The organism is Clostridium sp. CS1-1 (assembly GCF_056135525.1).
The window spans coordinates 4,241,909-4,266,403 of record NZ_CM148680.1; the positions used below are offsets into that span (position 1 = coordinate 4,241,909).

General features: G+C 31.1%; 41 protein-coding genes. 1 reads left to right on the top strand and 40 read right to left on the bottom strand.

The annotated features are described in order from the left end of the window. The first annotated feature begins 179 nt into the window (after positions 1-179). Positions 180-1,004 carry an FxLYD domain-containing protein gene (locus AC0N0V_RS19955; RefSeq protein WP_474460555.1) on the top strand — a complete coding sequence of 275 codons (825 nt, stop codon included), beginning with the start codon at positions 180-182 and terminating at the stop codon, positions 1,002-1,004. A gap of 147 nt (positions 1,005-1,151) precedes the next feature. Here AC0N0V_RS19955 and AC0N0V_RS19960 read toward each other — a convergent pair whose 3' ends face one another. From AC0N0V_RS19960 to AC0N0V_RS20155, 40 genes are all read right to left on the bottom strand, one after another. Beyond that, entirely contained in the window at positions 1,152-1,388 is a 237-nt protein-coding gene (locus AC0N0V_RS19960; RefSeq protein WP_474460557.1) for a hypothetical protein, read from the bottom strand. Positions 1,389-1,399: 11 nt separating this feature from the next. Continuing rightward, a complete protein-coding gene (locus AC0N0V_RS19965) occupies positions 1,400-2,059 on the bottom strand; it encodes an N-acetylmuramoyl-L-alanine amidase (RefSeq protein WP_474460558.1) in 660 nt (219 codons plus the stop codon). A 13-nt stretch (positions 2,060-2,072) separates the two neighbouring features. Beyond that, the gene (locus AC0N0V_RS19970) at positions 2,073-2,495 is read right to left on the bottom strand and encodes a hypothetical protein (RefSeq protein WP_474460559.1); all 423 of its coding nucleotides are present in this window, start codon (positions 2,493-2,495) and stop codon (positions 2,073-2,075) included. Positions 2,496-2,666: 171 nt separating this feature from the next. Further along, entirely contained in the window at positions 2,667-3,485 is an 819-nt protein-coding gene (locus AC0N0V_RS19975) for a hypothetical protein (RefSeq protein ID WP_474460560.1), read from the bottom strand. Between the two features lie 86 nt (positions 3,486-3,571). Then, positions 3,572-3,709, bottom strand: coding sequence for a hypothetical protein (locus AC0N0V_RS19980; RefSeq protein ID WP_474460561.1), 138 nt, complete (start codon positions 3,707-3,709; stop codon positions 3,572-3,574). A gap of 3 nt (positions 3,710-3,712) precedes the next feature. After that, positions 3,713-4,009, bottom strand: a complete 297-nt coding sequence (locus tag AC0N0V_RS19985; protein WP_474460562.1) for a hypothetical protein — start codon at positions 4,007-4,009, stop codon at positions 3,713-3,715. A 2-nt stretch (positions 4,010-4,011) separates the two neighbouring features. Beyond that, positions 4,012-4,989, bottom strand: coding sequence for a hypothetical protein (locus AC0N0V_RS19990; protein ID WP_474460564.1), 978 nt, complete (start codon positions 4,987-4,989; stop codon positions 4,012-4,014). Continuing rightward, positions 4,989-5,306, bottom strand: a complete 318-nt coding sequence (locus AC0N0V_RS19995) for a hypothetical protein (RefSeq protein ID WP_474460565.1) — start codon at positions 5,304-5,306, stop codon at positions 4,989-4,991. Before AC0N0V_RS19995 ends, AC0N0V_RS19990 begins: the two co-directional genes overlap by 1 nt. Further along, positions 5,299-5,499, bottom strand: coding sequence for a hypothetical protein (locus tag AC0N0V_RS20000; RefSeq protein ID WP_474460566.1), 201 nt, complete (start codon positions 5,497-5,499; stop codon positions 5,299-5,301). The genes AC0N0V_RS19995 and AC0N0V_RS20000 overlap by 8 nt, the downstream gene beginning before the upstream one ends. Before the next feature lie 15 nt (positions 5,500-5,514). Next, a complete protein-coding gene (locus AC0N0V_RS20005; RefSeq protein ID WP_474460567.1) occupies positions 5,515-6,066 on the bottom strand; it encodes a putative phage tail protein in 552 nt (183 codons plus the stop codon). Beyond that, complete coding sequence (locus tag AC0N0V_RS20010) at positions 6,059-7,123, bottom strand: baseplate J/gp47 family protein (RefSeq protein ID WP_474460568.1); 1,065 nt, start codon at positions 7,121-7,123, stop codon at positions 6,059-6,061. Before AC0N0V_RS20010 ends, AC0N0V_RS20005 begins: the two co-directional genes overlap by 8 nt. Beyond that, positions 7,124-7,564: a DUF2634 domain-containing protein gene (locus tag AC0N0V_RS20015; RefSeq protein WP_474460569.1), complete on the bottom strand. Its 441-nt coding sequence runs from the start codon at positions 7,562-7,564 to the stop codon at positions 7,124-7,126. A 1-nt stretch (position 7,565) separates the two neighbouring features. Further along, positions 7,566-7,868, bottom strand: a complete 303-nt coding sequence (locus AC0N0V_RS20020; protein WP_474460570.1) for a DUF2577 family protein — start codon at positions 7,866-7,868, stop codon at positions 7,566-7,568. A gap of 15 nt (positions 7,869-7,883) precedes the next feature. Continuing rightward, positions 7,884-8,813 (bottom strand): XkdQ/YqbQ family protein, encoded by a 930-nt coding sequence (locus tag AC0N0V_RS20025; protein WP_474460572.1) that lies wholly within the window; start codon positions 8,811-8,813, stop codon positions 7,884-7,886. After that, on the bottom strand, positions 8,810-9,256 hold the full coding sequence (locus tag AC0N0V_RS20030) for a hypothetical protein (RefSeq protein ID WP_474460573.1): 447 nt from the start codon (positions 9,254-9,256) through the stop codon (positions 8,810-8,812). Before AC0N0V_RS20030 ends, AC0N0V_RS20025 begins: the two co-directional genes overlap by 4 nt. A 19-nt stretch (positions 9,257-9,275) precedes the next feature. Further along, positions 9,276-10,982, bottom strand: coding sequence for a phage tail tape measure protein (locus AC0N0V_RS20035; protein WP_474460575.1), 1,707 nt, complete (start codon positions 10,980-10,982; stop codon positions 9,276-9,278). 201 nt (positions 10,983-11,183) lie between these two features. After that, positions 11,184-11,624: a hypothetical protein gene (locus AC0N0V_RS20040; protein WP_474460577.1), complete on the bottom strand. Its 441-nt coding sequence runs from the start codon at positions 11,622-11,624 to the stop codon at positions 11,184-11,186. Positions 11,625-11,635: 11 nt separating this feature from the next. Beyond that, positions 11,636-12,070 carry a phage tail tube protein gene (locus tag AC0N0V_RS20045; RefSeq protein ID WP_474460578.1) on the bottom strand — a complete coding sequence of 145 codons (435 nt, stop codon included), beginning with the start codon at positions 12,068-12,070 and terminating at the stop codon, positions 11,636-11,638. Between the two features lie 13 nt (positions 12,071-12,083). Further along, complete coding sequence (locus AC0N0V_RS20050; protein ID WP_474460579.1) at positions 12,084-13,166, bottom strand: phage tail sheath C-terminal domain-containing protein; 1,083 nt, start codon at positions 13,164-13,166, stop codon at positions 12,084-12,086. A gap of 40 nt (positions 13,167-13,206) precedes the next feature. After that, positions 13,207-13,698 (bottom strand): phage tail terminator family protein, encoded by a 492-nt coding sequence (locus tag AC0N0V_RS20055; RefSeq protein ID WP_474460580.1) that lies wholly within the window; start codon positions 13,696-13,698, stop codon positions 13,207-13,209. A 49-nt stretch (positions 13,699-13,747) separates the two neighbouring features. Then, complete coding sequence (locus tag AC0N0V_RS20060) at positions 13,748-14,170, bottom strand: HK97 gp10 family phage protein (protein ID WP_474460581.1); 423 nt, start codon at positions 14,168-14,170, stop codon at positions 13,748-13,750. An 8-nt stretch (positions 14,171-14,178) separates the two neighbouring features. Beyond that, entirely contained in the window at positions 14,179-14,508 is a 330-nt protein-coding gene (locus AC0N0V_RS20065) for a head-tail adaptor protein (protein WP_474460582.1), read from the bottom strand. Positions 14,509-14,516: 8 nt separating this feature from the next. Next, positions 14,517-14,801, bottom strand: a complete 285-nt coding sequence (locus AC0N0V_RS20070) for a head-tail connector protein (protein ID WP_474460583.1) — start codon at positions 14,799-14,801, stop codon at positions 14,517-14,519. Between the two features lie 44 nt (positions 14,802-14,845). Then, positions 14,846-16,006: a phage major capsid protein gene (locus AC0N0V_RS20075; protein WP_474460585.1), complete on the bottom strand. Its 1,161-nt coding sequence runs from the start codon at positions 16,004-16,006 to the stop codon at positions 14,846-14,848. A 34-nt stretch (positions 16,007-16,040) separates the two neighbouring features. Further along, a complete protein-coding gene (locus tag AC0N0V_RS20080; RefSeq protein ID WP_474460586.1) occupies positions 16,041-16,661 on the bottom strand; it encodes an HK97 family phage prohead protease in 621 nt (206 codons plus the stop codon). After that, entirely contained in the window at positions 16,645-17,871 is a 1,227-nt protein-coding gene (locus AC0N0V_RS20085; protein ID WP_474460587.1) for a phage portal protein, read from the bottom strand. Before AC0N0V_RS20085 ends, AC0N0V_RS20080 begins: the two co-directional genes overlap by 17 nt. A 16-nt stretch (positions 17,872-17,887) precedes the next feature. After that, on the bottom strand, positions 17,888-19,555 hold the full coding sequence (locus AC0N0V_RS20090) for a terminase TerL endonuclease subunit (protein WP_474460588.1): 1,668 nt from the start codon (positions 19,553-19,555) through the stop codon (positions 17,888-17,890). After that, entirely contained in the window at positions 19,555-20,016 is a 462-nt protein-coding gene (locus AC0N0V_RS20095) for a phage terminase small subunit P27 family (protein ID WP_474460589.1), read from the bottom strand. The genes AC0N0V_RS20090 and AC0N0V_RS20095 overlap by 1 nt, the downstream gene beginning before the upstream one ends. 119 nt (positions 20,017-20,135) lie before the next feature. Continuing rightward, entirely contained in the window at positions 20,136-20,549 is a 414-nt protein-coding gene (locus tag AC0N0V_RS20100) for a hypothetical protein (protein ID WP_474460590.1), read from the bottom strand. Continuing rightward, the gene (locus tag AC0N0V_RS20105; RefSeq protein WP_474460591.1) at positions 20,546-21,025 is read right to left on the bottom strand and encodes a Xaa-His dipeptidase; all 480 of its coding nucleotides are present in this window, start codon (positions 21,023-21,025) and stop codon (positions 20,546-20,548) included. Before AC0N0V_RS20105 ends, AC0N0V_RS20100 begins: the two co-directional genes overlap by 4 nt. 264 nt (positions 21,026-21,289) lie before the next feature. Further along, a complete protein-coding gene (locus tag AC0N0V_RS20110; RefSeq protein WP_474464592.1) occupies positions 21,290-21,940 on the bottom strand; it encodes a tyrosine-type recombinase/integrase in 651 nt (216 codons plus the stop codon). After that, positions 21,940-22,158, bottom strand: coding sequence for a hypothetical protein (locus AC0N0V_RS20115; protein ID WP_474460592.1), 219 nt, complete (start codon positions 22,156-22,158; stop codon positions 21,940-21,942). The genes AC0N0V_RS20110 and AC0N0V_RS20115 overlap by 1 nt, the downstream gene beginning before the upstream one ends. A 149-nt stretch (positions 22,159-22,307) precedes the next feature. Beyond that, the gene (locus AC0N0V_RS20120) at positions 22,308-22,769 is read right to left on the bottom strand and encodes a hypothetical protein (protein ID WP_474460594.1); all 462 of its coding nucleotides are present in this window, start codon (positions 22,767-22,769) and stop codon (positions 22,308-22,310) included. 2 nt (positions 22,770-22,771) lie between these two features. Further along, on the bottom strand, positions 22,772-22,915 hold the full coding sequence (locus AC0N0V_RS20125) for a hypothetical protein (RefSeq protein ID WP_474460595.1): 144 nt from the start codon (positions 22,913-22,915) through the stop codon (positions 22,772-22,774). Next, positions 22,909-23,049 carry a hypothetical protein gene (locus AC0N0V_RS20130; protein ID WP_474460596.1) on the bottom strand — a complete coding sequence of 47 codons (141 nt, stop codon included), beginning with the start codon at positions 23,047-23,049 and terminating at the stop codon, positions 22,909-22,911. Before AC0N0V_RS20130 ends, AC0N0V_RS20125 begins: the two co-directional genes overlap by 7 nt. Before the next feature lie 73 nt (positions 23,050-23,122). Beyond that, a complete protein-coding gene (gene dut, locus AC0N0V_RS20135; RefSeq protein WP_474460597.1) occupies positions 23,123-23,548 on the bottom strand; it encodes a dUTP diphosphatase in 426 nt (141 codons plus the stop codon). After that, positions 23,538-23,666 carry a hypothetical protein gene (locus tag AC0N0V_RS20140; protein WP_474460598.1) on the bottom strand — a complete coding sequence of 43 codons (129 nt, stop codon included), beginning with the start codon at positions 23,664-23,666 and terminating at the stop codon, positions 23,538-23,540. The genes dut and AC0N0V_RS20140 overlap by 11 nt, the downstream gene beginning before the upstream one ends. Next, positions 23,663-24,097: a hypothetical protein gene (locus AC0N0V_RS20145; RefSeq protein ID WP_474460599.1), complete on the bottom strand. Its 435-nt coding sequence runs from the start codon at positions 24,095-24,097 to the stop codon at positions 23,663-23,665. Before AC0N0V_RS20145 ends, AC0N0V_RS20140 begins: the two co-directional genes overlap by 4 nt. Positions 24,098-24,109: 12 nt before the next feature. Further along, positions 24,110-24,274 carry a hypothetical protein gene (locus tag AC0N0V_RS20150; protein ID WP_474460600.1) on the bottom strand — a complete coding sequence of 55 codons (165 nt, stop codon included), beginning with the start codon at positions 24,272-24,274 and terminating at the stop codon, positions 24,110-24,112. Positions 24,275-24,285: 11 nt separating this feature from the next. Next, entirely contained in the window at positions 24,286-24,483 is a 198-nt protein-coding gene (locus tag AC0N0V_RS20155; RefSeq protein WP_474460601.1) for a hypothetical protein, read from the bottom strand. Positions 24,484-24,495 lie beyond the last annotated feature (12 nt).

Here is a 24,495-nt window from a genome sequence, read left to right on the forward strand (position 1 = left end):
GAGACATGTATTACTGGAGGATTTGTTTTCATACTTGGAATAATCTTTGGAGTTATTATCTAATTTTCTTTTCTATAACTAATTCCCCAGATGGTTTATATTTTATTATATATACTTATTTTACATAATGTACATTATATGGTAAAATTGTTGCAATGACTTTATTTAGGAGGGATTTTATGAAAAAAAGGGGGATGCTATCATTTTTAATTCTAGCATTATTTTCTGTAATGTTAGCTGGATGTAGTTCATCTAGTGCAACTAATGCAAAAAATGATACTAAACAAAAATATGTAGATAAAGACTTCATGGCTAGTTTATCAAAAGTCCTAGAAGCTAGATGGGATTTAGTCGACAAGCAAGAAGCACAGGAAAAGACAAGTGGTAAGACGGTTGTACCGGCGAGTGAAGAGGAAAAAAAGAATTTGACGACATTTGTAGATACTGAAATCTCAGAACTTAAAAAATACAAAGATGGGAAATTTGAAGATAGTAAGTTACAGGAAAAAGCAATACAATACATAAATACACTTGATGACCAAAAAGCAGCACTAGATTATATTAAAGTTGATTATAATAAATTCAAAGAGTTATATGGCAAAGCTTATAATAAAAGAACTCAATTAATCGTTGATTTTGTAAATAGCTATGGATTAAAGGCAAGTGAAAAGCATACTGAAACATTAAAGTCACTTGTACTTAATGCGCAAGAAGTTACCAAAGCTGAAAATAATGAAGCTTCAATTAAAACAATGACCAATTCAATTAAGTTTGAACAAATAGAAGATTCGTATGGATATAAGAAATATCGAGCAATTGTTGAAAACACTACTAGTAATGACTTTGAATATTTTAGCTTAAGTATAAATTTATTAGATAAAGATGGTGTAATCTTAGGCACTGAACATGCAAGTGTATCAAATTGGCAAAAGGGTCAAAAGGCTAAGTTTGAGTTCAGCACTAAAGAAAGCTTTACTTCAATGTCAATAATTGCACAACATTAATAAGATATAATATGCATCCCCAGATGGATGCTTCTCTTATAAAAATTAGTATTGCTGGCTCAGTGCCAGCTTATTTTTTTACATAAAAAAGAACCCTAGGCTTTTAACCTAGGGTTCGGTCCAGTACGCTTTAAAGAGGAGTCAAATCTATTTCATATCATTTGTTATATTTACAGGATCAATAACTTTTGGAACTTCTAGTGTATGAACAGTACTTTCCTTAACCGCCTGTCTTGCTGTAGATTGCCCAAAATAGAAGGCAATAACTAAGCTGAAGACTGTAAGGTACTGCTCTGAAGTTACCTTACTGGTAATGGCCAAGTAGCAAAATACTACTGTAAGTAGCAAAGCTATAATCTTTTTAATTTGAAAAAACTCTTTCATCTAATCATCTCCTATTTTAAAATATTTGCATCTACAATATAAGCTGTAGTACCCTGTGCTTTTAACTTGTCTGCAAAATTACTAGCATCCTGTTTATTATTAAAGGCTCCTGTGATAACTCTGTAAGCCTTGTTATCAACTACTGGTATTTGTCCAGTTATTCCAGTTACTATCGCATTGGCCATGCTTTCCGCGTTAAATCCAGCCATGTCTGAGGAACTATCTACAAAGCATTGCTCTATTAAAAGTGCTGGCATTCTCGTATTTTGTAATACATAAAGGTGTCCATTTCCATCCTGACCTTGGACCTTAACCCCTCTATTGGTATAACCTAAGCCAGCTATGTTATTAACTATTCTAGTAGCTATGTCCTTAGATGAATTGCTGCCGATCCATACCTCAGTACCATGTCCTCCACCTGCATTAGCATGAATAGAAACATATAGATCTGCCCCATAATTATTAGCTATAGAAACTCTCTGAGATAAGCTTTGATTAACCGTAACATCATTGCTTATCTGATTTATAACATCTAACACTTCATGACCTGCAGCTTTTAATTTAGCTATAACTTTATCACCAGTAGTAATATTCATAGTGTTTTCATTTCCTATAGCTACTGCTCCTTGATCCTGACCTCTATTATGTCCTTTATCTACTGCTATTTTCATAAAATCATCTCCTTTATTTTTTTAGAAAATATCCGACTAAACCACCTACTACAGCTGATATAAGAGTATTTATTAAGTTGTCCCATCTCTTAGCAGGCTTTTGTTCTAATTCTGATACTTTTGCTTCTAGCTGCTTAACTTTTTCGCTGTTCACTGAGTTATCTAATACTTTATTCTCTAACTGCTTTATTTTTTCATTACTCACTGAATTCTTTTCTAATCCTTCAAGCTTATCAGCTACTTTATCAATACTGGCCTTAATCTCACCTAGCACTTTAAATATCATCTTAATCTGCTCCGTACCGGATGCAGAAAACTTTTCTACTTCTCCAAGTCTTTCATAAATATCTTTTATATCATTTTTCAATCTCACGACATCTCTATCTAAATTTTGTACATAGGGACAATCTTTACAATCATTGCAACTTCCATTCATATAGCACCTCCATTTTTATAAAGCAAAAGAGCTTGGACTTCATCCAAACTCTTAATTAAAATCTTATATTTTGTTTTATAGATTAAGTCGTCTAATTTTTCAAATACGCCTAAAAAGTTATATCTTTTAAATATAACTTTTTACTACATCCTCTTATTATACTTATTATACTTAAATATTTAATTTCTTAATTTCATCAATTTCAACATTTACTTCTTTTAAAATTGAATCTGTCATTACCAAGTAATTTTCTTTTAACAATTCTCCCCATAATATTTTCTTATTTTCAGAGATAAACATTATTCTTGAACCTAACTTTATACTTTCTATCTTCAAATCCTCAATTTCAAATAATTCTTTTTCACTAGGATTCTTTCTTGTTCCTAAATACTTCAATTTATTATTTATCTTATTTAATTGAAGCTGATTTGATGAAATATCACTTGCAACTATTTCATCAAATCCTACATAAAAATTTGTAAGTTTAATAAGTTTTATTTGTAAGTCAATTGATATAATAGACTCTATAGCTAATATATATTCTTTATTTATAGACTGTAATTGTAATGGCATTTCTTCAATTTTCATACTAATATTATTAATTTCGTCTAAAACTATATTACCTTTTTTAGCCAATGCTGTAGCTGTAGTTAAATTTGATTTTATTTGTTCCAATAAAAATTTGACTTTAATCAGTGCAGGTAATTGATTATATCTCCTAATGTTTTTTTCTTTTGATTGTAGGTTATACTTCTCTTTTTTAGCAACTTTTTCTTGTTTTTCTATTTGATATTTAGCGACACCAAAAGCAACAAGTCCTCCAAGCAAACCTCCTGAGTAATTTCCGAAAAATCCTATCCAAGCACTAGCATCTCCTACTGCTAATTTCTTGGGAGATGGAATTATCATTAAAAAATTTACCATGATTGGTGCGATTACTACTAATATAATAATTGTTACGATTTTCCAATTAATTTCAATTTTCTTCATTTTATCTTACCCCCTATTAAAATTATAAGGTAATTTGAAGAAAATATAAACATTTTTAATTATTTATGTTAGTTTTCCTACGCGGCTTAACTTATAATTAAATCCTGTCTGTTTTCTGCTGTTAAATAAGCATCTATGCCTGCTTTTAAAGTAGGTTTTTTAGTAATAACCTCTATATAAGTAAATCGGCCATCTATTATTCTCTGTGCTAAATAATCAGCCATAAATTACACCCCCATTGCTAAATCATCTAAAGCTTTTTGCATTAATACAATTTTTTTACTTAATAATTCTTCTGTTGTTAGTTCCCTATCTTTATATTCATAATAAAGCTCTTGGGTATCTGATTTCACTTTTAAAATAGCCATTTTACCTACTTGTTCAATTTGCTCTGGTATACTGTCAACAAGCAACCCTTCCTGCTCTAGTTGCTCTTTTGTCTTATTTAACCCATTAACGCTATCAAATGGCTGATAATGTATAAAATTTACCTCGTTATTATTATTCACTCTTGTAAAAATCATCGTTAAACCATCCCTCCTGTATTTATAAATATAATATTAAACACTCCAACGTTTCCATTATTCATAGCCCCTATAGATAAAATATTATTCAATCCTACTGATGCATTTGTAACCATCGCAGAAACCGAAGTGGATTGTGTGTTGCCATTTGCTTTTATAACCCAACCAGTATTGCCATTAAACATAAATATATAATCTTGTATAGGTAATGCTGCGTTATAGCTTTGAACTAATTCAAATATTTTAGTGCAATCTTTTTTAAATCCATAGACACCGCTTGAAGCGAAAATTAAAAAGTTCTCTTTATTATTAAACAAAACTAAATCAAGTTTGTTTAATGTATTCGTATAGTTATTTGTGTATAATCCTGCACCTGTTATAAGATTATAGGCTGTTACTACTCCATTATCCGCACTTATATAAAGTACATTGTTCAAATTATCTATATCCATAACAGGAAAACCTGAACTACTAGAGTAATACTGTGTTATAAGACTTCCATCATTTATATTATAAACATATACATATGAAGCACCCGAGGAGGGCATTTGACAAGAATATATTTTATTATTATGGATTATTATTTTACGGTTATAACATGGGTTTACAGGGAATGATTTTTCAATAATTCCAGTTATCAAATTTATTTTCTTTATAAACGCATAAGAGGAATTAGGGTGGTTAGCACCTAAATACGCATAGTCGCCATCTATTACTCCTACAGGGTTATATAATCCTATACCCGAAATGGTTTTTAATATATTACAATTTTTATCATAAATTGTTAGGCTAGACCCATCTGTTTTTACGTAATTACTGCCATACTGTAATCCGATTTCTGAAATTGAAGTAGATGCTCTTGTTGCTATAAGTTTAGAAGGCAACCCGTTAAACCCACTTTTTATAAAATCAATATCTTTACGTCCACTTCCAAATAAACTAGAATTGCTTAGTAATTCATTGCTTAATAATCCCTGCATTAACTTGTCACCTCATTTACACCCCAAATATAATAGTCCATATCAGAAGCAACTGCACCAGTAAGTTTGATTGTTTTTCCAGTAGTAATAGCTATATTTAAATCACTTCTAATAAGAGTGTCTTTAGTAGGTATAGCTTTAGTAGGAATCAAACGTTTATCATCTATTTTCATTGTAACATTTTGGTCTGCAGCATTAGCATTACTTATCCAAAAACCTTTCATAACAAAAGTTGTACTAGCTGTTATTGTAGCTACAGTAGTTTCAGTAGTAGTTAGAGTTCCCGAATAAACTTGGTCTGAATATGTTTTAGCCATTATATCTACACCCCCTTACATTTAAAAATTGTTGTATCGCTTGTTCAGCCAAATGCGACGTAATTGCGTTAGCATTTTCTTTTATTTTTGTGTCTATAATTGTGTTATCTGAATTAAAATCATCTCTTTTTACTAGATCAGTTCCTACCCATTGGTTCAAACCATAATTAGGTGTTTTATTTGTACTTGACACTTCTTCACATCCTTTCTAGTTTACTTTGGATTCTAAGCCATCCCAGGTTAAATTTTGTATTTCCAAGTTACTCCAAGTTAAGTTCCAACTTTCAAGCATATTCCAATATAGGTATAGAAATATATAATCTATTGGTAAATGTGCTGGTTTAACATCATCTACAGCACTTTTTAATGCATCTATACCTGTTGGCACTCCGCCTAATCCAGTAAATTGTATAGTTATTTTCCCATTCACAAAGCTAACATTTATTACACCGTTTTTCCAACTGTTACATACTGCTTGTATTAATTTAATATCACTTTTACCATCTGATTTCCACTTTGCCTCAATAGCTGCCCTCCTATCCTCTATAGAATCCGTAGGGTTAGTTTTGATGTTTAATACTCTTTCATACAAAGTTAAAAATTCTAAATCTATGCTATCAAACCAATAATTCTTTTCTAATTCTATTAGTTCATTTTCTAATTCATCTAAACTAAATCCTGCTGATTTACATAATTCTTGAATCCATTCATCTTGTCTATAATCTTTATGTAAATTATTAATTAAATAATCCTTATACAACTGTAACAACCCCCAGTACTGCAACCGAGTTAGTAGGTATGGTAATATTAGAAGTGCCCCCATTTACAGTTAAATTGGTAAAATCCTTAACTCCTGTGGTACTTAAAATCACACTAGATATTTTTGCATAAGACACGAAGTCTTGCTGAAATGCTATATCTTTTAAGTATTGAGTTACACTTTGTTGTATATTACTTGTAATCTCCGATATTGTAAAATTCGGTAGTTCCTGTGCATCTACAGATATATTTATATTTAAAGCTGTAGCACTTACTACTGTACAATATGCACCAATTGGAGCAACTCCAGCACCAGTTCCAGTTATTCCAGGATCTATATAGTTTTGTACATTTGCAATTAAATCTGTACTTGCTGGCTGTTTATTACTATCTATAATTATTACCTTTACTGTATTAGCACCATTCCAAAGTGGTATTATTTTAGCATCTCCTACACCTGTTACCTCTTTTGCCCATTGTAAGTAGTGATATTTATTTCCGCTTGTTGCTGGAATCTGTAATGCTTCATAATATCTCTCTCTTAGGGAATCGTCAGTTTCGGCATCATATCCATCTGTAGTGGCACTAAGATTATTTACACCCGTTATTCCTTGAAGAGTAACTGGCATCTGAGTTATACTATTCGCTCCTACCATACCAATAATTCCAGCAACTATAGCTTCTATATGCACGTTGGCTGTATTCAGTACTGTGACATTTTCTATAGCTTGAAACTGCACATTATTTTCAGTAGAAAACAAATCACCTATTTTTACATTGCCGTTTCCTGTAACAGTAGCCACACCTTTTGCTTTTGTATTTCCTTTTCTTATAATGCCTTTTCTCTGTTTTACATACTTAGTTAGATCTTCACCAGTTAACAAATCCACATCCAATTTATTAAATAAAGCTTGTAGTCCTCCCCACAAATTACTGGACTCTATAGCAAAAGACTTTATAATGTCTGCAGTAGGATAGCCTGTACTTTTCTCATAAGTATCGTCAATAGTATCAAGCATTTCTTTATTGATATTATCTACTGTCTTATCTTCATACACCTATATCACCACACTTTCTTTTAGTAATTCCTTATTTACTAGTTCAATGTCCATGTCTACTGTAAAAGTTCTTTTGTCCTGAGCTATTACTATATTTCTTACATCTGATATATTATTATTTTTAATAAGAGCTTCTCTTATTTCTCTTTGTAACTCTGCATAGTTATAAGCATTAAGTCTACTCCCAAGTAAATCTTCTATCTTACACCCAAACTCTGTATCTTTATATACTTTATATTTTTTAGCAAAAGTATTAAGACATAATCTTATCCATTGCTCTAAAGCTTGTATTCCTGTTATTTCAACCATTTTCCCATCTTTAAATACAAACTCATTTTTATCAAAATCAAATAAAAAACTCCTACCTATTTCTAATGTAGAAGTTTGGGTTTCTGTATTAAATTGTTCTTCTATATCTGGTAATAAAGGTATTGTATTCATACTACACCACCTTATCTATTAAAAAAAATCTTTGCCCTGATTCTGTAGATATGAGCATTACATTGTCACCCTCTTTTACTCCTTCATGTCTAGCTGTACCTGTTGCATTAGAGAAAGTTACTTGCAAATCATAATCTGTAGCATCTTTACATACAAATAAATGACTAGAATCCAACATAACAGTTCCACCTAAAATAGAAACTTTTAAAGGGTTTTTACTCACTACTTTACCAACTATTGCTCCTATTTTTTCTACATTATTTCTTTCTTTAAGAGCTTGTGCAAAAGCAATGCTATAATCCATATTTATCACCTTTTTTTAAAAATTTATAGTAATGTTAACCTTATGATTTTTGTTGTTAAGTGTGTGATTACATGATTTAATTTCGTAAATTCCATCTAAACCATACTTTTCTATAGTTATTGGAATACGTCTATTACACTTTATTAATTCAGCATCTTCTAACCCTAGCAATGGAATCGTTGCTTCTCTTTCGGTCCCAGAATTTTTATTAAGCAAAATTTGTCCCATATTTCTAGCTTGGCTTTCATCCTTTTCTTCAACCTCAAGAACATCCGTAAATGCACCATATGTTTTTATAGAGTTTTGATTTTCTAAAGTATCTAGTATTCTATAATCATTCTCTTTGTTACTCATTACAATTACTCTGTTTTTCATATTTTCCATACTTCTATCAATAGAAAAATCTGAGCCTATCTTGAATTTAGATGTTAGAACCGGTATGTCTTTTAGAGCATTTACATATAAATATAAGCCTCTCATTTCTCTTATAAATTCAACACCTAATTCCAATGTTGCAAAGTCTAGCATATCGTCTATTATTTCTATAAGTGTTTTATTTTTATATATTTTATTTACATTAGTTACAAAAGCTACTACATCATGTTTTAGCCCCCAGACATCACAAAGATGACTTATAGCTAAATGTGTATTTATATTGTTAAACTGTTTTACACTCATTTTGTTTTTAGTATAGTACATTCCGTAATCTAAACAGTTATAACTAGAAGTTGTTTTTCTATTATTTTTCTTTACAATTAATCCACGCCATACCGGTCTTTTATCTTTATACAAACTTACATGAGTATTTTCAGCTAAATCATATATACTACCAAAACCCATTTCTGAAACAAAGGTGTTTTTATCATAGCTCCAACTTACATTATTGCATCTGTTAAGTATATCTACCCACTTGTTTTTATATAGAGCATATAAATACCACATCATGTAATCTCCCTATACTCTTTAAAATCGACTTTATACTGTACATCACCAAAACGATCCTCATTCCATTTCAAACTCTCTACTGTAACCAGCATATTAACTATTTCAACTGGCAGCTTTAAGTTTGCATTTCTATTAGCTATATACCTAACTGGCTTTGATTCATTCATAGCTTCGTTTAACATATTTATCAAGTCATATGGATTTATTTTGCTCTTAGCGAAATTATAATTTTTATCCATACCTGGTAGCCAACATTCTAAGCTAAAAGTTATTGGATCTACATTTCCTATAAGTGTATAAGTTCCATCTCCATAAGTTTCAAAACTTTCATTCTTAGATGACCGATTAAACTCTGGAAATACTTGTGGTAATATAGGCAATTGATAAACTGTCTTTCTATCTTTATCACTAATAAAAATATCTGCTATAGTAATCACCTCCATTAAAAAACAGAGGTAAAAACTACCTCTGCAATGCTAAACTTACTTTACTCCAAACATGATTTCCAACTTGATCTGCAAATTCCTCGTTTCCTATTACATTACCTTGTACAATTACATTTACTATAAGTTCTTTATTATTCGATGCTAACATATCTTTTGTTTGATTTTTAGTATAAATCTTACTTCCAGTAGGTAACTGAACCATTTCATCCTGATGAACCATAGCCAAACCACCTGGTGCAAATGGTGTCCCTGTTGCATATGCTGGTATGCCTCCAACCTTTGCTCCGACATAACTAGTTGTTACACTTGCACTTTTACTATCCATAGAAGTATTATTCCATGTAGTAAGCCAGTTCCAGGCTTTTTCTACCCATTCACAAATATCTTTCCAATGCTTAACTACTTCTACTATTGCTAATGCTAATAGTCCAAGTAATGTAATTACAGTTGCAATTGGATTTGTTTCCATTGCTAAGTTAAATAAATCTTGTGCAATTGCTGCTGCTCCAACTCCCATTGTATAACCATCCCAAATTATAGTTGCTATGGTTAGTAAACCAGATAAACTTTCTATTATCATTGCCCCTTTAACTGCTAATTCGAAAGCAACAAAAGCACCAGCAGCAGTATAAACAACTGGAGCTATTTCTCCCCAATGATTTGTTACGAAGCTCACGACTGCAGTTGAATTGTCTAACACATCTTTCAAAATCCATTTCAATGTATCTAAATTACCTGTTGCTATATCTGTTTTTATGTTATTTATAAATGTTGTAAGTCCAGTAGCATTGCCAAATTTAACTATCCAATCCCATAAATTTTGAAAACTAGGAGTTATATAATTAATTACACCAGATATAGAATCTTTAACTTTAAGTATCTTTTGGTCCAACCCACCTTCATTTATTTTGTTTAAAACTTTATTTATTGAAGGAAGGAATTGTGCAGCTATAGATGCTCCTGCCTGTTCTGCAGAAGTCTTTGCGATCCTTAATTGGTTTGCAAACGATTGGCTAGTCTTTGCGAAATCACCTTGTGCATCCTTAGATTTAGCTAATAAGTAATTATATCTAACAGTTGTTTTCTCTGCCATATTCATTTGTTCCCATGATTTTTTCATCCCCTGTGACATTGCAAAAGCTTTTAACTGTGCATCTTGCATATTAATACCTAGCGAGAGCAAAGGTTCCGAACTCCCTACCATTCCCGCTTTTATTTTTTCAAATGCTTCCGCTGGATCAAGGTTATAAAAACTTGCAAAATCCCCGGCAAGTCCAGTTAAATCTGTACTCATTTTATTTAAAGCTTCACCACTTATTCCGCTACTTTTAAACATAGCACCCAGCGTTCCCGCAAATTGCTTTGCTTGTAACTCACTTTCTCCAAACCCTTTTAAAGCTGACTTGGAAAAAGTATTTATAGTATTAGAACTAGCCCCAAATGTAGTGTCAACCACGTTTTGAACTTCACTCAAGTCACTTGCTAACATTATGCTTTTTCTTGCGGTTTCTTCTAGTGCAACCCCTATTCCTAATCCGGCTAAAGTACTAGCGATATGACTTCCAGCTTTCGATACTGTTCCGCTCATTCCACTAATAGCTGATTGAGATTTTTTAGCTTGATCTTGAAACTTTTTGACATTATTAGTGGTTTTATTTAATACTGTAGAAAAATTATCTTTAAGATTTAGTATTGTACTAATTACTTTCCCGATAATTATCACCTCTCTTCATCATAGCAGCCAGTAGCATATTAATTTTACCCTTTTCTTTTTTCAATTCTATTTCCTGCTCAAACATCATACTCTCAATATAAAACTGTTTTTCTATGGAAGACAAATTGAGGTAATAATCTAAAGGAAGGGAAGTTCTATTGATATAATAACTAATCCAATATAGTTCTCCACCTTCGTCACTATTACCTCTTATAAGTTTTTTATTGTTTCACCTATATCCCCATTTTGGAAAGCTTTATACAAATCTGATGCTAGTTCAACAACTTCTTTTTGGTCAAAGATCTCATCTACAACGTCCCAAGGTTCACTAGGTTTTAATTCCTCTTGAAGTTCTTTTTCTTTTAGAAAGCCACAACAACTATATACTAAAGGCTTACTAGCCTTATACATTCTTCTAAAATCCTGTCCTGTAACTTTATTTTCCATAGGTTTTCCGTTTTCATCTCTTACAATTTCTATTGTTACACTGTTAGCCATATTAGTACTAAAATCTAATAATTCATCATCAGAAGGTCTTGTAAATGTTAAAGAGCACCCTAAACTTTTAACTTCCAAATCTATTACTTTTATCTTGCTTTCCTGTTTTTGCTTAACTTTATTTAAAAAATCTTGAAATGTAACTTTACTCATAATTTATCCTCCTAATCTGTTATTGTATCGCCTAAATTAGCTTCTACAAACGTAAATGGCAACTCTTGTGTTATTAATTTACCACTTTCCATATCGAAAAGAGTCAACTCATTAAATATTACACCAGTTACTTCCCATCTTTCAGCCTTTCCATCTACTCTACCCTGCTTAGATATAATTTTTACATCTGGAAAATTACCGCTTTTTAATCCTTCAAATACTAACTCAGAAGCTTTGGAGTTAGTTTTATTTAACGTAAGTGAACCTTCACCTTCGTACCCTTGGTATCTTTGATAAGTTTTTGCATCTCCTACAAAGTTTACTTTTTCAAAATTTGCTTTTACCTTTGCGGTAGCCTTTGCTATATCGCTCCACAACTCATTGTTAACCCATATACTGCACTCATTTGCCGATAGTACCTTATTGCCTTTATTTGCATCTGCCATATATCAACACCTCCTACATCATATTTATATTGAATTTTAGATCTGTTAAACTGAATAAAATCTTAACTTGACCAGCTAATGACATTTGTCTTTTAAATGCCATATTTTTAACTTTTACATCTGTCCAAGTTGCAGCATCTGTTTGTCCTACACTAATCCAAGCCTGCCTTTGCGCTTCAATATCTACATCCGATTTATTTTCATATTCATCATCTAAAATATCTAATTTAGATAGGTCTTTTAGATAAGAATTTACAGCACTAATAAAAATAACTTGATTATCATATTTGTTTTTATACTTGCTTATAAAGTTATTTTTAAAAGTTGACCTTATATCATCAAACATTAAATCTTGCGCTTCTACTATCTCAATATAAGCAAGATCTTCTGTCTTTTCAGTATCAAATGTAGTTAACGAATTTATACCTAAAGCAATCTTAACTACACCTTCATCATTTATAAGGACCATTTTCCCTTTAGCAATTTCAGTATCTACATTAGATGGTTCTACAACACTTTTTAAGTTAGGTACTTCCAAATATGTAGTACCTTTAGTTACATTAGCACCTGCTAAAAGTCCAAGAATTGTTGGTATTATTTTTTCGGAATCCTGTTCTCCTCTATCATCCTTAAATGTAACCTTAGTTTTATATAAGTCAACCACACCTTCACAGTTCGGTGCTGTTGTAGTATCGCTTATAGTAGATTTAAAAGTTTTCTTATTTGTTCTTATCTGTTTAGTCCAAGTTGAAATTGTATCATAATCTGTTTTTTGTCCTACTATAGACATCCAACCAGTTCCTAAAGTAGCTACAATACTTAAAGCATCTGTTACAGTTTTGGTTGTATCTACTCTAACTATAGTTACTTTACTAGAACCGCCTAACATTGCATCCTTTATATACTGCAAATTATCCGCTGTATATTTAGTGCTATCCGCTTCAACCTCTGTAATTAACTTATATTCTTTAGTCGAGAATGTTTTATCGGTATCATCTTTTAATATCAATATAACATTACCCCTAGCGCTTCTTTCTACAAAAGTATAAGCTTTCTGTTTAAACACTATATCTATTGTCGGTTGTTTAATTGCCATATAATTACCTCCTTAAAAATTGTAATAAAAAAGAACTTCCTTAGAAGTCCTCTTTTATATTTGTATTTATTTTTAATTCTAATTCATCTAACATTTCACCACTTCCACTTGTATTGTCTTCTGGTAACAATTCAAGTGTGTATAACTCAATTGTAGCTACTAAATAGCCATCTTTTTTCACTACATCAAATTCTATATTATTAATTATAATGTAAAAATCATCATTTACTTTTAGATATTTTAAAAAAATACCTTCTAACTGCTCTTGTATATCCATTAATTCTAACTTATTATTTTCTCTTGTCTTAGCAAAATAATATAATTTAAGTTCTATATTTCTTTCTTTATTAAAAGCATTCATTAAGCCAGTTTTATTATTTTCAAAACTTATAAAAAAAGATGGTCTAGTGATATTTTCTGTTATATCTGTTGATGTGAACTTAGTATCCTTAAATGAAGTATTAGATAAACCTAAGGTTACTTGTGTTACTACAGCTTTATTAATATCCTTTATAGTTAGAATTAAAACCACCCTCTTTCTGTTAAAAAATAAAATTTTAAAATTAATTAAGTCTTATATTTTATAAACCATTTTCTATAATTTCTTCTAAAAATTCCTCTGCATCTGTATAGTATCCACTTTCAAAAGATTGTTTTGCATCTTCCATAAAATTAAATCCTGGTATAAATTTTTCGTTTCCATTACTAGCTTTATGAATCCAACCTTTATCAATTAGATGTGCATGTGGACTTGTATTCATTGCTCTTACACTCCAAGCACCTTCATATTTGTAAACTTTACCTCTCTTAAATCCTTTTACTAAGTTTCCAGTTACTTCTCCAATGCCTTTAGAATTATAAGTAGATTTATTCATTTTATTGAGTTTAGCGCCTTCTTTTCTCAGAAACTTTTTAGCAAAAGTGCCTTCTTTCATATTGCTAGAAGTGTTTTCTAATGTTTTTGTATACTCCATAAGTTCAGATAAATCAAATCCATCTGCCATATAATCACCTACTCTGTAATTACCTCTGTGAATATTTCTATAAATTGACTATTTTTAAAATCCTGTTGGAAATATTTAATGTCATATCTTATTTCCTTATAAATTATCCAGTTATCATATTTTAATCCTGGATATGCATTAGCTCTTATTTTGAATTTATGACTTGTCTTCGCAACCAGTGTGTTAAGTTGATCAGTTTGAATTGTGCCACTTAAAGGAGCTATAGAGGCCCATACTTCTTTTATTTTATATGGAGATATATCAACTTCACTAAGCTCATTCTCAGCTTGTACATTCCCCCATATTTCAATCCTATGTTTTAAATCTCCAATATTCATAACATCACCTACAGTAAATTAATACAGTGCTTATCTAATATAGATTTAATCACTACATTAACTTTATCATTTTGAACGGTATATTGCCTATTCTCATACATTTCATTCGCAAGAACGAATAAAACCATAGTTAAATCTTCTTTTAAATCAGCACTTTCACTACTTAAACCAGTATAGCTTAGTATATGTGCTTTAACCGCTGATAAAATAACACTAAAAAGAATATCTTCATCAGTATAGTCAACTTTTGCATAATCCTTTAGATTTTGTACTGTAACCTCACTAATTTTCAAGTATTATCACTCCCTAAAAAGGAGAGTGGAAAAACCACTCTCGATTAAGACCCGGCTTTCATTGTTAATACTGCTAATTTCTGTGGCTCTACTATCTTGCTATCAGCTTCAACATATCCTACTACACCAACTGCATGTTGAGTCGCATATTTCTCCATTAGCACTTGTATTTCAACGTTTTGTGCTAACTTAACATATAACCCACTCATATCTCCATATGCTATTGCTTTGTTATTAGCAGCCATAACAGGGCAATTTTCAGATACATATACTGGTTTACCAAGTAATGTATATCCAAAAGCACTTGTTATGTCTTTATTTAATAGATAGTTGCCATCATTATCTTTTAATTTTCTTATAGCTCTTCTAGTTGCTTTATTCATTATCCAAACTGCATTAGCTTGGTATACATCTGGAAGTACATCTTGTAAATCGATTAATTCATCAGCAGTTACATTAGTAGAACTTGCAGCAATAATACCATTAGTAGAAGATAACACACCAGTCATTTTACCAGAAGTACCTACTAAACATTCTTTTTCTAAAAGCTCTGCTATAGCTTGAGCAACTTTATTTACTACAAAACTAACTAAGTCAAAGTCACTTCTATTCATTAAGGACTTAGATACTTTAGCTAAAGCACCAACGATAAAGTTTTGTAATTTAACAGTAGTAAATTTACCTGTTTGTTCTGTAAGCTCTGTTAGATCATCAACGTAAGATGCTTGAATTGGCGTAGTTTCATCATAAACTGGAAACACTAAGTCTCCGCCAACATTGTATACTGTGGCCATTCTGTATATTGGTGATAACTCTTTTACTTTTTCGATTATCTTATTAGCAATGGTAGTAGGAATAATTCCGCCATTGTTAGCAACATCTAATGCTCTTTTCTCACCTTTAATAAATTTTAGGAACTTTTCTTCATCTAATGCTCTTTGTTCCTTTTCAGGTTCTTTTTTACTTGGTGTTTTATCCTGCAATGCTCTTTGTTCTTCGATTGCTTTTAAAGTATTGTCTATTGCTTCAATCTCTGTTCTAATCTCACCAAATCTTTTATTTTCATCTTCTGTTAATGCCCTAGTTTCAACTTTTGATTTATTGATTATAGCTTCCATTTCAAGCATTAAATCAGTTCTCTTTTCTACTAATCCTTTCTCATTTGTTGGTAATGTTCTGTATTCTGCTATTCTTCTTTTTATCATAACTAGTCCTCCTCAAATTTAAATAAAAAAAGACTTATTTATAAGCCTTTAATTTTAATAGTTCTATTTCTTTTTCATAAATTGAGTAATCTATTGTTTTTTCTTCTGTTCTCTTCTCTTCTTTAGTACTTTCATCAATGGTTATAGCTTTAAAATCATTACATCTATTCTCTGTAATGATTTCTTTATCCGCTCTTTTCTCTATACTAGTAGCAATATAAGCTGGTGTTTTAGTGTTATCTACTATAGATACTTCAAACAGATCCAAATCTTCAATATATCTGCGTTGTATTCCATCTGTTGTATCTTCCCATCTATCTTTATTGGCATAGAACCCAAAACTCCACCCTCTTAACTGATTATTTTTAGCTTTTTCAATTACATCTGTATCTGATATAGTACATATTGCTCTTAAACCAATATTATCCTCAAAGAGTTGCAAGTTTCCTTCCTTTATTGAGCCTAGCTTTCTGTTTTTATCATGATTTAAAAGTAAATCTACATTATCACTTTTCCCTAAAGCTCTTTCAAATGCTCTAGGCTCTATTTGCTCAACAAATTTTCCCTTAACACTTGGAATAGGTCTGCTATCTCTAGCTACTGCATTTACATAACCATCTAAAATAACACTATCATTTCTAATTTCTATCCTCATTTGTAACCTCACCCCCTTTCATGTCGCTTACCTTGTTAGTATTAGGTGTGTAAACTGATCCGTTTTTAATGTTATATAGTACATCGTTAAGCCCTAACACTAAAACATCATTAAACGCTTCTATTGGCGGTTTATCCTCCTCATATCTAACCTCATTTATGCCTAAGATTTTGTTTCTTATAGCAATTTCATAGGCTTGGAATCTCTTTAACATATCACCCTTCATTAATTCTTTAATATCGAATGCAAAATAAAAAGACTTCTTCTCTTTTTCTAGAAGTAAGTCTCTGTTTAAAGCTGTTAGTATAACTTTTAAAACTGGCAATATTGCCAACTTAACAAATTTTTCATGATCATTTTCATTGGCTTTACCATCGCCAGTTATTATGGATGGTGGTACATTTAATATCTTGCATATTTCATTTCCATTGGTAACTTTATTTTCATTTATCTGCATTTCTGTAGGCGTTGCACTACTTTCTTGAAATTCTAAACCATTATTAAGAACTACACAGTTCTCGCTATTCTTAGAATACATTTTATTCCACTGTTCTTTTAATAAGTCAATAGCATCTTGAGTAAGTTTTGATGCTGCTTTAATAAAACCTTTCTTATTTCCACCAGTCTTAGCAAGTATATTCTCATAATCTAGTGAATTATAAGCTACTACAAGTATTTTATTATTGCTTTCTACAATTCCAGTTCCAGTAGCCCCATCTCTACTATTCCTTAAAATCTTGATAAAATCATATGGTTTATAAGTCTGACCATTAACAAGTATATCGTAAGTTTTAAAAATCGGGTCTGTCCCCATGTTAATGCTTACATTTTCTTCTTTAACGTAATTTAAACTTACTACTTGTCCTCTTTGCTTATTAATATAAGCATATCCATTACCATTTAAAAGATAATCCTCTACCAACGCTTTCTTGAACTGAAACCCATCTAAAGTATCACCAGTATCATCATTAAGCAAAATAACTCTGTTATCTTCTTCAATTTCTGTAACTTGACCATTTGCAGCCTTACATAACTTTATAGGCAACATGGCAACAGTATTACTTATTAGCTCAACACAACCACTTAGAGTTGGTATATTTACTGCCATTTCTCTTGTAATAGTATCTTCTGCTAACCCAGCCTGTAAAAGCAAATCTTCTAAAGTAGTACTTTCATCTACTCTAAGTTCTTTTTTTCTAAAGGGCCACATCGTTATCACCTCTTTTCTAAATTACTTGAATGCTACAATCTTTACCTGATAATTGCTCTTGTTGTAATAAATAAATAGCATTAATAAGTGATACAACCATATCAACTTTACCACTTGATCTCTTCTTATTTACATATCTATTTTCATTAGTATCATATGTACATCTAGCATTTTGAAAATTAATTTCTAGTAGTCTATTACTTTCATACTTAAACTTTTTACCCAAAATACTTTCTAAGAGTAATTTTGTAGGCATATGCAATACTGAGCTATGTTGCTTTATCTCAACCATTTCATAGCCTTCTGCTTCGAGTTTTTGAGCACTTGATAATGCATTCCACCTATCATAGCCTATTTGAAGCACATTCACTCCATATTTTTTTTCAATACTCATTATATGTGATTCTATAAATCCATAATCAATTACTTCATCACCACAATTAAGACATATGCCTTCTCTAATCATTTTCTTATAATCTACTTTTTCTTTATTGGATTTGTAATCTATTTTTTCAGTAGGCACAAAACCCCATACTTTAGCATAAATATAACCTTCATATTCAGTAATCATTGCATTAGCTGTATTATCATCTGAAGCTGATAAATCTAATCCTAAATATACATTCTTGCCTTTCCAAAACTCTATATCTTCTTTAATTCTACATTCTTTAACTTTATTAATATCAACAAAGCCTTCTGTTCCTAATCCTTTATACATGATGTTATTGTGTTTACATAAATAGTTTTCTCTTTTATTCTCATAAAGAATAGCCATTGTTCTACTATCTTTTAAACCTTCAAACATTAATTCGTTATCGACTGCAACCGGATTACTCTGATATATAACTAAGTCATTACTTTCCCAATCTTTAATAAGCTTATCATCAGGTTCATATAGTAATGCAAAATATCTTTTATTTTCAACCAATTTATCTAGAATTTTTTTAGCATAATCAATTTCATCTAGGAAAACATTATTGTCATTAGGATACTGAGTTGAAATAATAATACCCTGCTTATTCCATAAGTTTATTTGTGATGACCTCATGGCTTCAACTGGATATGCATCTAAATTGCCAGCCTCATCTGCAAGCCACAATCTAGCAAGTTTACCATCCATATTATCTTTTGAATATGCTAGTGCTATATATTCAGCTTCATTTAGCTTACATTTAGTATAATCTCTTGTAACCTTAAAATGTTTAGCAATCAATGGACTTGATTTGATTATCTTTTCCATTGCCCTTTTTAATTCTTTTGATAACTGCAAATCAGGAGCTACACTAAAGTATCTATCAAATCTACTTTCTAATAACATTTCAAGAATAAATGTTATTGCTGCAGTAAATGATTTATAGTTTTTTCTGCTTATTTCTAATAAACCAGTTAAATATAATTTACTGTCATCTTTATATTTAGTGCATAGAGTAGCATATATAAATAATTCTTGATAATCTTCTAAGCATGTATTTAAAGGTAAATGTAAATCTGGATGAACCATTAACCCTAATAGCTTATATATTCTTTTGTATGTTTTGTTACAAAAATAGGCTTCACTGTCTTTGCCTTCTACAATATCAAGCCATTCTTTACATTGTTTCTTAACATAAGTTCCTACTTTATCATTATCTTCTTCAATACACCAACTAGCATATTTATAAGCTCTACTATCTTTTATATCCATTACTCATCATCTCTAAGTGCTTTTAAGATAGGATCTTCTTTCTCTTGTTGTGCCATTGAATTAATATTTGCAAGTTTAGCTCTTGACTGTGGAGATAGACTTAATTCGTTGCAGCATCTATAAAAGTCTTTATCATATTTATCTTTAGCACTCATAAACTGACTTTGTATTAGTAACTTAGGATTTTTATTAATTTTATCTTCAATGACTTGGAGCCTATCAATTGCTATAACACACTTGGCCAGTATGTAAACATCTAAATTGCTTAATAGCTTACTCTCTTCAAGTTGACTTTTTATATAATTAAATAAATCCACTTGCTTATCATTCAAATAATCAGGTGGATTTATTTTATCAGCTTTACCTTTTAACTTTTCTTCATTTTCAATTCTCTCCTGGATTTCATCTTTTGTTTGTGAACATTCTGTAAGTACTTTTGCACTCTTACATGGTCTTACCAAATTTTAAACCTCCTTTTCTTTTAACTTTTAAATCTTTCATTTTACAGATTTCGTGTGAATGACTGTGCCCATGTGGTCTTGGAGGAATCCCTTCCAAAATCTCAACAAGTAGGGGGGGACTATATAAAGCATCTTGAATATTTACCTATCGTTCTGTCACCCTTCTCATAGTCATTAATCATTAATCTTAAGGTGTCTTGTACTTTATTCTTATCCTTCTTATAGAGTTCATGCACTAGCACGTGATTGTAATACTCTAGTGGTATTAGATTGCTATACTCATACGCTAAGTCCTCACGCTCTAACACTTCTTCTATATGATGAACTATGTTAGCTGCTTTAATCTTTCCATCTACATATAAACTCCATAAGCATATTTCATTATAATCATCTAATACTTCTTGCCTTACCCTTGTCCATTCTTTATTCTTATATATCTTCTTATCTACTCTAGTATTATCTGTGCGCCTTTTAATATGTGGACATCTATGTGGCTTATCTACTATGCCACATACCATGCACGTTATCTTCATACTTCAATAACCTTAGCATTAACTTCTTTTTCTTTAAGTTTAGTGAGCTTCTTATCATTCTCAACTTTATAAGGATCTTCTTTCCAATGCACTTTATCCTTATTGTTCAACCAATACTTCTGTGCTGCTAAGTCAGGTCCTTTATACTTCTTAACATTACTTATCTTTACATCTTCCTGAGTCAATACTGTTTGACCATCTTCAGCTAATACTTCTGTTTTAACCTTAGTAACAACTTCCTCATAATAAGAGTAGCCAACACAGCAATTATATAATGCTTGCTCAACTGATTGGTTTTTCTTATCCTTACCTTCTGCAATAACTGCTTTTAATTCATTATTTGTGGCTTTATATCTCTTATAAGTTGAATATCCAACTCCTATTTTAGCTGCTATTTCTTTATCTGTTGCATTGCCTTCTACCATTGAAGCTATGAGGCTTAAATTGCTTTCTACGATCTCTTCAATTGACTTCATTTTTCACCTCCAACATTGAGCCATGGCTCTATACCCTAGTCTCAGTGTATAAAATAATTAATTTTTAATATTTCTTAATTTAATTACCTTGTATGCATTGTAATTACTAGCTTTGAAGTACTTTTTATTTAAGACTATTCAATCGGTAATAACATGGAGAATTACTTATTCTCTTTTTAATGCTCTTATATTAGTAATATTTTTTTATACCTATCTCAAATAGGTACCATTTTATTTATTACCTTTAATAGGCTAAAAAAATATTTAAATACCCTCATCTGCTATTAGTGCTGCATTAATTTGCATCTTTTGTTTTATACCTAAATATCTTTTAGTTTCCTCTATACTTTGATGATTCAATGCAACTCTTACCTGTTCTAAATCTTTACCTGATTCTTCATATATCTTTGTAGCATATGTCTTTCTAAGACTATGACCACTAATATTAGTAAGTCCAACACTTTTACCAACTTCCGATAGTATTGAGCTAAATGACTTTTGACTTATATATGCTTTTCCTCCTGCTTTATTAGATGGAAAAGCATATTCAGATCTCTTTTTGCCCTTGCAATATTCCTGGAGATATTTTTCTAAGTTTCTCCCTATTGAGGCTTTCCTTTTTTCAGGTTTTTTCTTATTAGGATTTTTAGGCAAATTAGTTTTCCATTGTTCATACTGCTTGCTCTCTTGTATATTAAAATATCCATACTCTATAGCATCTTTTAATTCACCTATTGTAAGATGCACTAAATCGCCTAAACGGTATCCAGTTGACCTGCCTAATACAAATAGCATTAAATTTCTTTCTTTATTATGTTCACTATATTCTACTAACTTTTCCTTGAACTTTTCATATTTCAATGGTGGAATAGGATTTGATGTACCTTTTTCCCAATCTCTAATTTTTTGATCCATCATTTCAACTGTCTTATAGCTCCATGTACCTTTCTATAGGTTCTTTCCTTCATGCACTCTTTAAGACTATCATTAACCTTTTCCTTCCCCACCCTTTTACTCGAACAATAAGGACATACTAAATACATACCCTTTTCCATGTTGTCTACATCTTCAGATAGCAGTACAAATTCTCGCTTACACGTTCTGCATTTATAACTTGTATAGATACTTAGCATGCTCTCACTTCCTTTTCTAAAATAAAATAAGCACCTGGAGTTAACCAAGTGCTTCACTGTGCCACCAGTTTGTAATCCCTACTGACACAACCTTAAAATTTCAACTATATACATATTATCATGTAATATACCCTTATTACTGCAGACTTTTAGGAAACTTTTTTAATTCTTAATCCCCTTTGGTATGCAAACAACTCTCTAGCTTGCTTCAACCAAGTATATATACTTCTTTCTGACGCTGGTATTTCCAAACTAGCCTTAGCTACTCTATTTTTTATATCACCTGATTCTAATTCTTTATCTGCATCAGTGAAATATACAATTTCTATAGCCTTATTTATTACTTTACGTCTTACATCAAATTCTGCTAATACCTTGTCCACTGCTTCCATATCCAAAATTTCAGATATTCTTTGACTTACAGCCTCTTCTGCTGCAATAATTGCCTTTTCTGTAGGTTTAGAAATCCCATCTTTAACTGTAGTTTCCCTTTTCTTTATTTCATCTAGTGCTTCAATATATATTTTCTGCTTGAACTTTTCTGCTGATTTACCATTCATAGCATAAAATCTAAATGCCTCTGTAGAATAATCTCGTATATGATCTTTCATTATTACTTATCCCCCTTTAATGCTATTCTCTCTGGATGCTGTAATGCCTCATCTGCCTCTTTTGCCACCTTGCATAATGCTAATGTTATGATTGGAGTTATTATTATAAGAGTTATAAGTGTAACCATAACTATTGTACCTAACATACTTCATCCTCCATCCTCTGTATATATAAATATCCATTACATACCTCGATATAAGCTTTTCCTGTATATTTTTTAACCAATTGAAGTCTCTCTTTAAATGTCCTATATGGTATGACTTCAACGATAGTGAGCATCACTTTACCTCCATAAGTTTTTATTTAATCTTTCTTAATTAGTAAACTATTACACTAGTACATAGGGATAAAATTATAGCTTTCCAGTACTTCCAAATCCCTTTTCTCCTCTATCAGTTTCCGATAAGTTGTCCACTATTGTTATATTTTTTGCACTCTTATTTAAATTAATAACAAGTAGCTGTGCTATACGCTGATATGGTTGAATCTCTACAGGATCTATTCCTACATTCACTAATGTAACTGCTAATTCTCCTCTATAGCCTTCATCAACAACACCTTCCATAACTAAAATACCTGCTTTCGCTATGCTGCTTCTGCCTTTAATAATTCCTGTAGTTCCTTCTGGGAGCTCTATGGCTATGCCAACTGGTATTGTTGTTCTACACATGCTATGTAGTCTTATACTATCTTGTAATTTAGCCTTTAAATCCATCCCTGCATCACTTACATATCCTTTTTGTGGAAAACAATTTTCATCTAATAACTTAATTTTCACTTCTTTTTACCTTCCTATTTTCAAATTCAGTTCTAGCCCATTCTCCAAGCTTAACTGATTGCTTAACCTTCCCTTGTCCAGCAAACCTAACCTCTATATCCAAGTAATTTATAATCATATAATTTCCGCCCTTCCTGTTAAAAAATCTGTATATCTGAAGCTTTCGTTGTAGTTCCCAAAGTTTATTACTATAAAGCTATCGTTCTTTTGTATTACAACTCCGTTTACAAATCGTATAGATGCTCTTTTGTTATCATTTTTCACTTTAAGTTTTAGGTTCTCTTTACATTTTAGCAACTCTTTAATCCTGTTTATCTGTATTGTTTTAATTCTTCCTTGCATTTCGATTTGTGATTCTCTATTGATAGAGCTGTTTCTGTCATGGTCCCTTTTAGTAGGTAAACCTAACTTATTTATTTTGCAATTCACAGAAGCTTTACTTCTTTTTGTATTAAATTCTTTATTTAATGCTTCTGCTAATTCGGGAACATTCATATTTGGCCAGTTTACTTTTAAAAAGTTTTCTTCTTGTTTAGTCCATGTCTTCACTTTTCTCACTCCTTATATAAACATTCTTATGAATTCCTTTCTGCCTATCCCTAACCTTAAACAAGCTTCATCCAATGCTTCACTAATGCACTTTATATATTCTTTCCCAGTTCTTTCACTCTCCTGTAATGCTAAACTCGTAGCAAGAGCTATAACGTTTCTCCTTATGTTTTTCACACTATCATCTCCTAACAATTAAACTCAGAATCCATAGCTACCTCATACTCCCTTTGTATGCAGTCAGGCTCATTCAACTGTTTTTTCATTTTATCTACTAACTTTTCAGCATCCTCATACTCCATATCTAAAATAAAAGCTAGTTTAGCTATTCCAGTTACTCTTTCACTTTCAGACTGCTCAAGCATTAGCAATTTATCTATATTCATTTTCTTATCCCC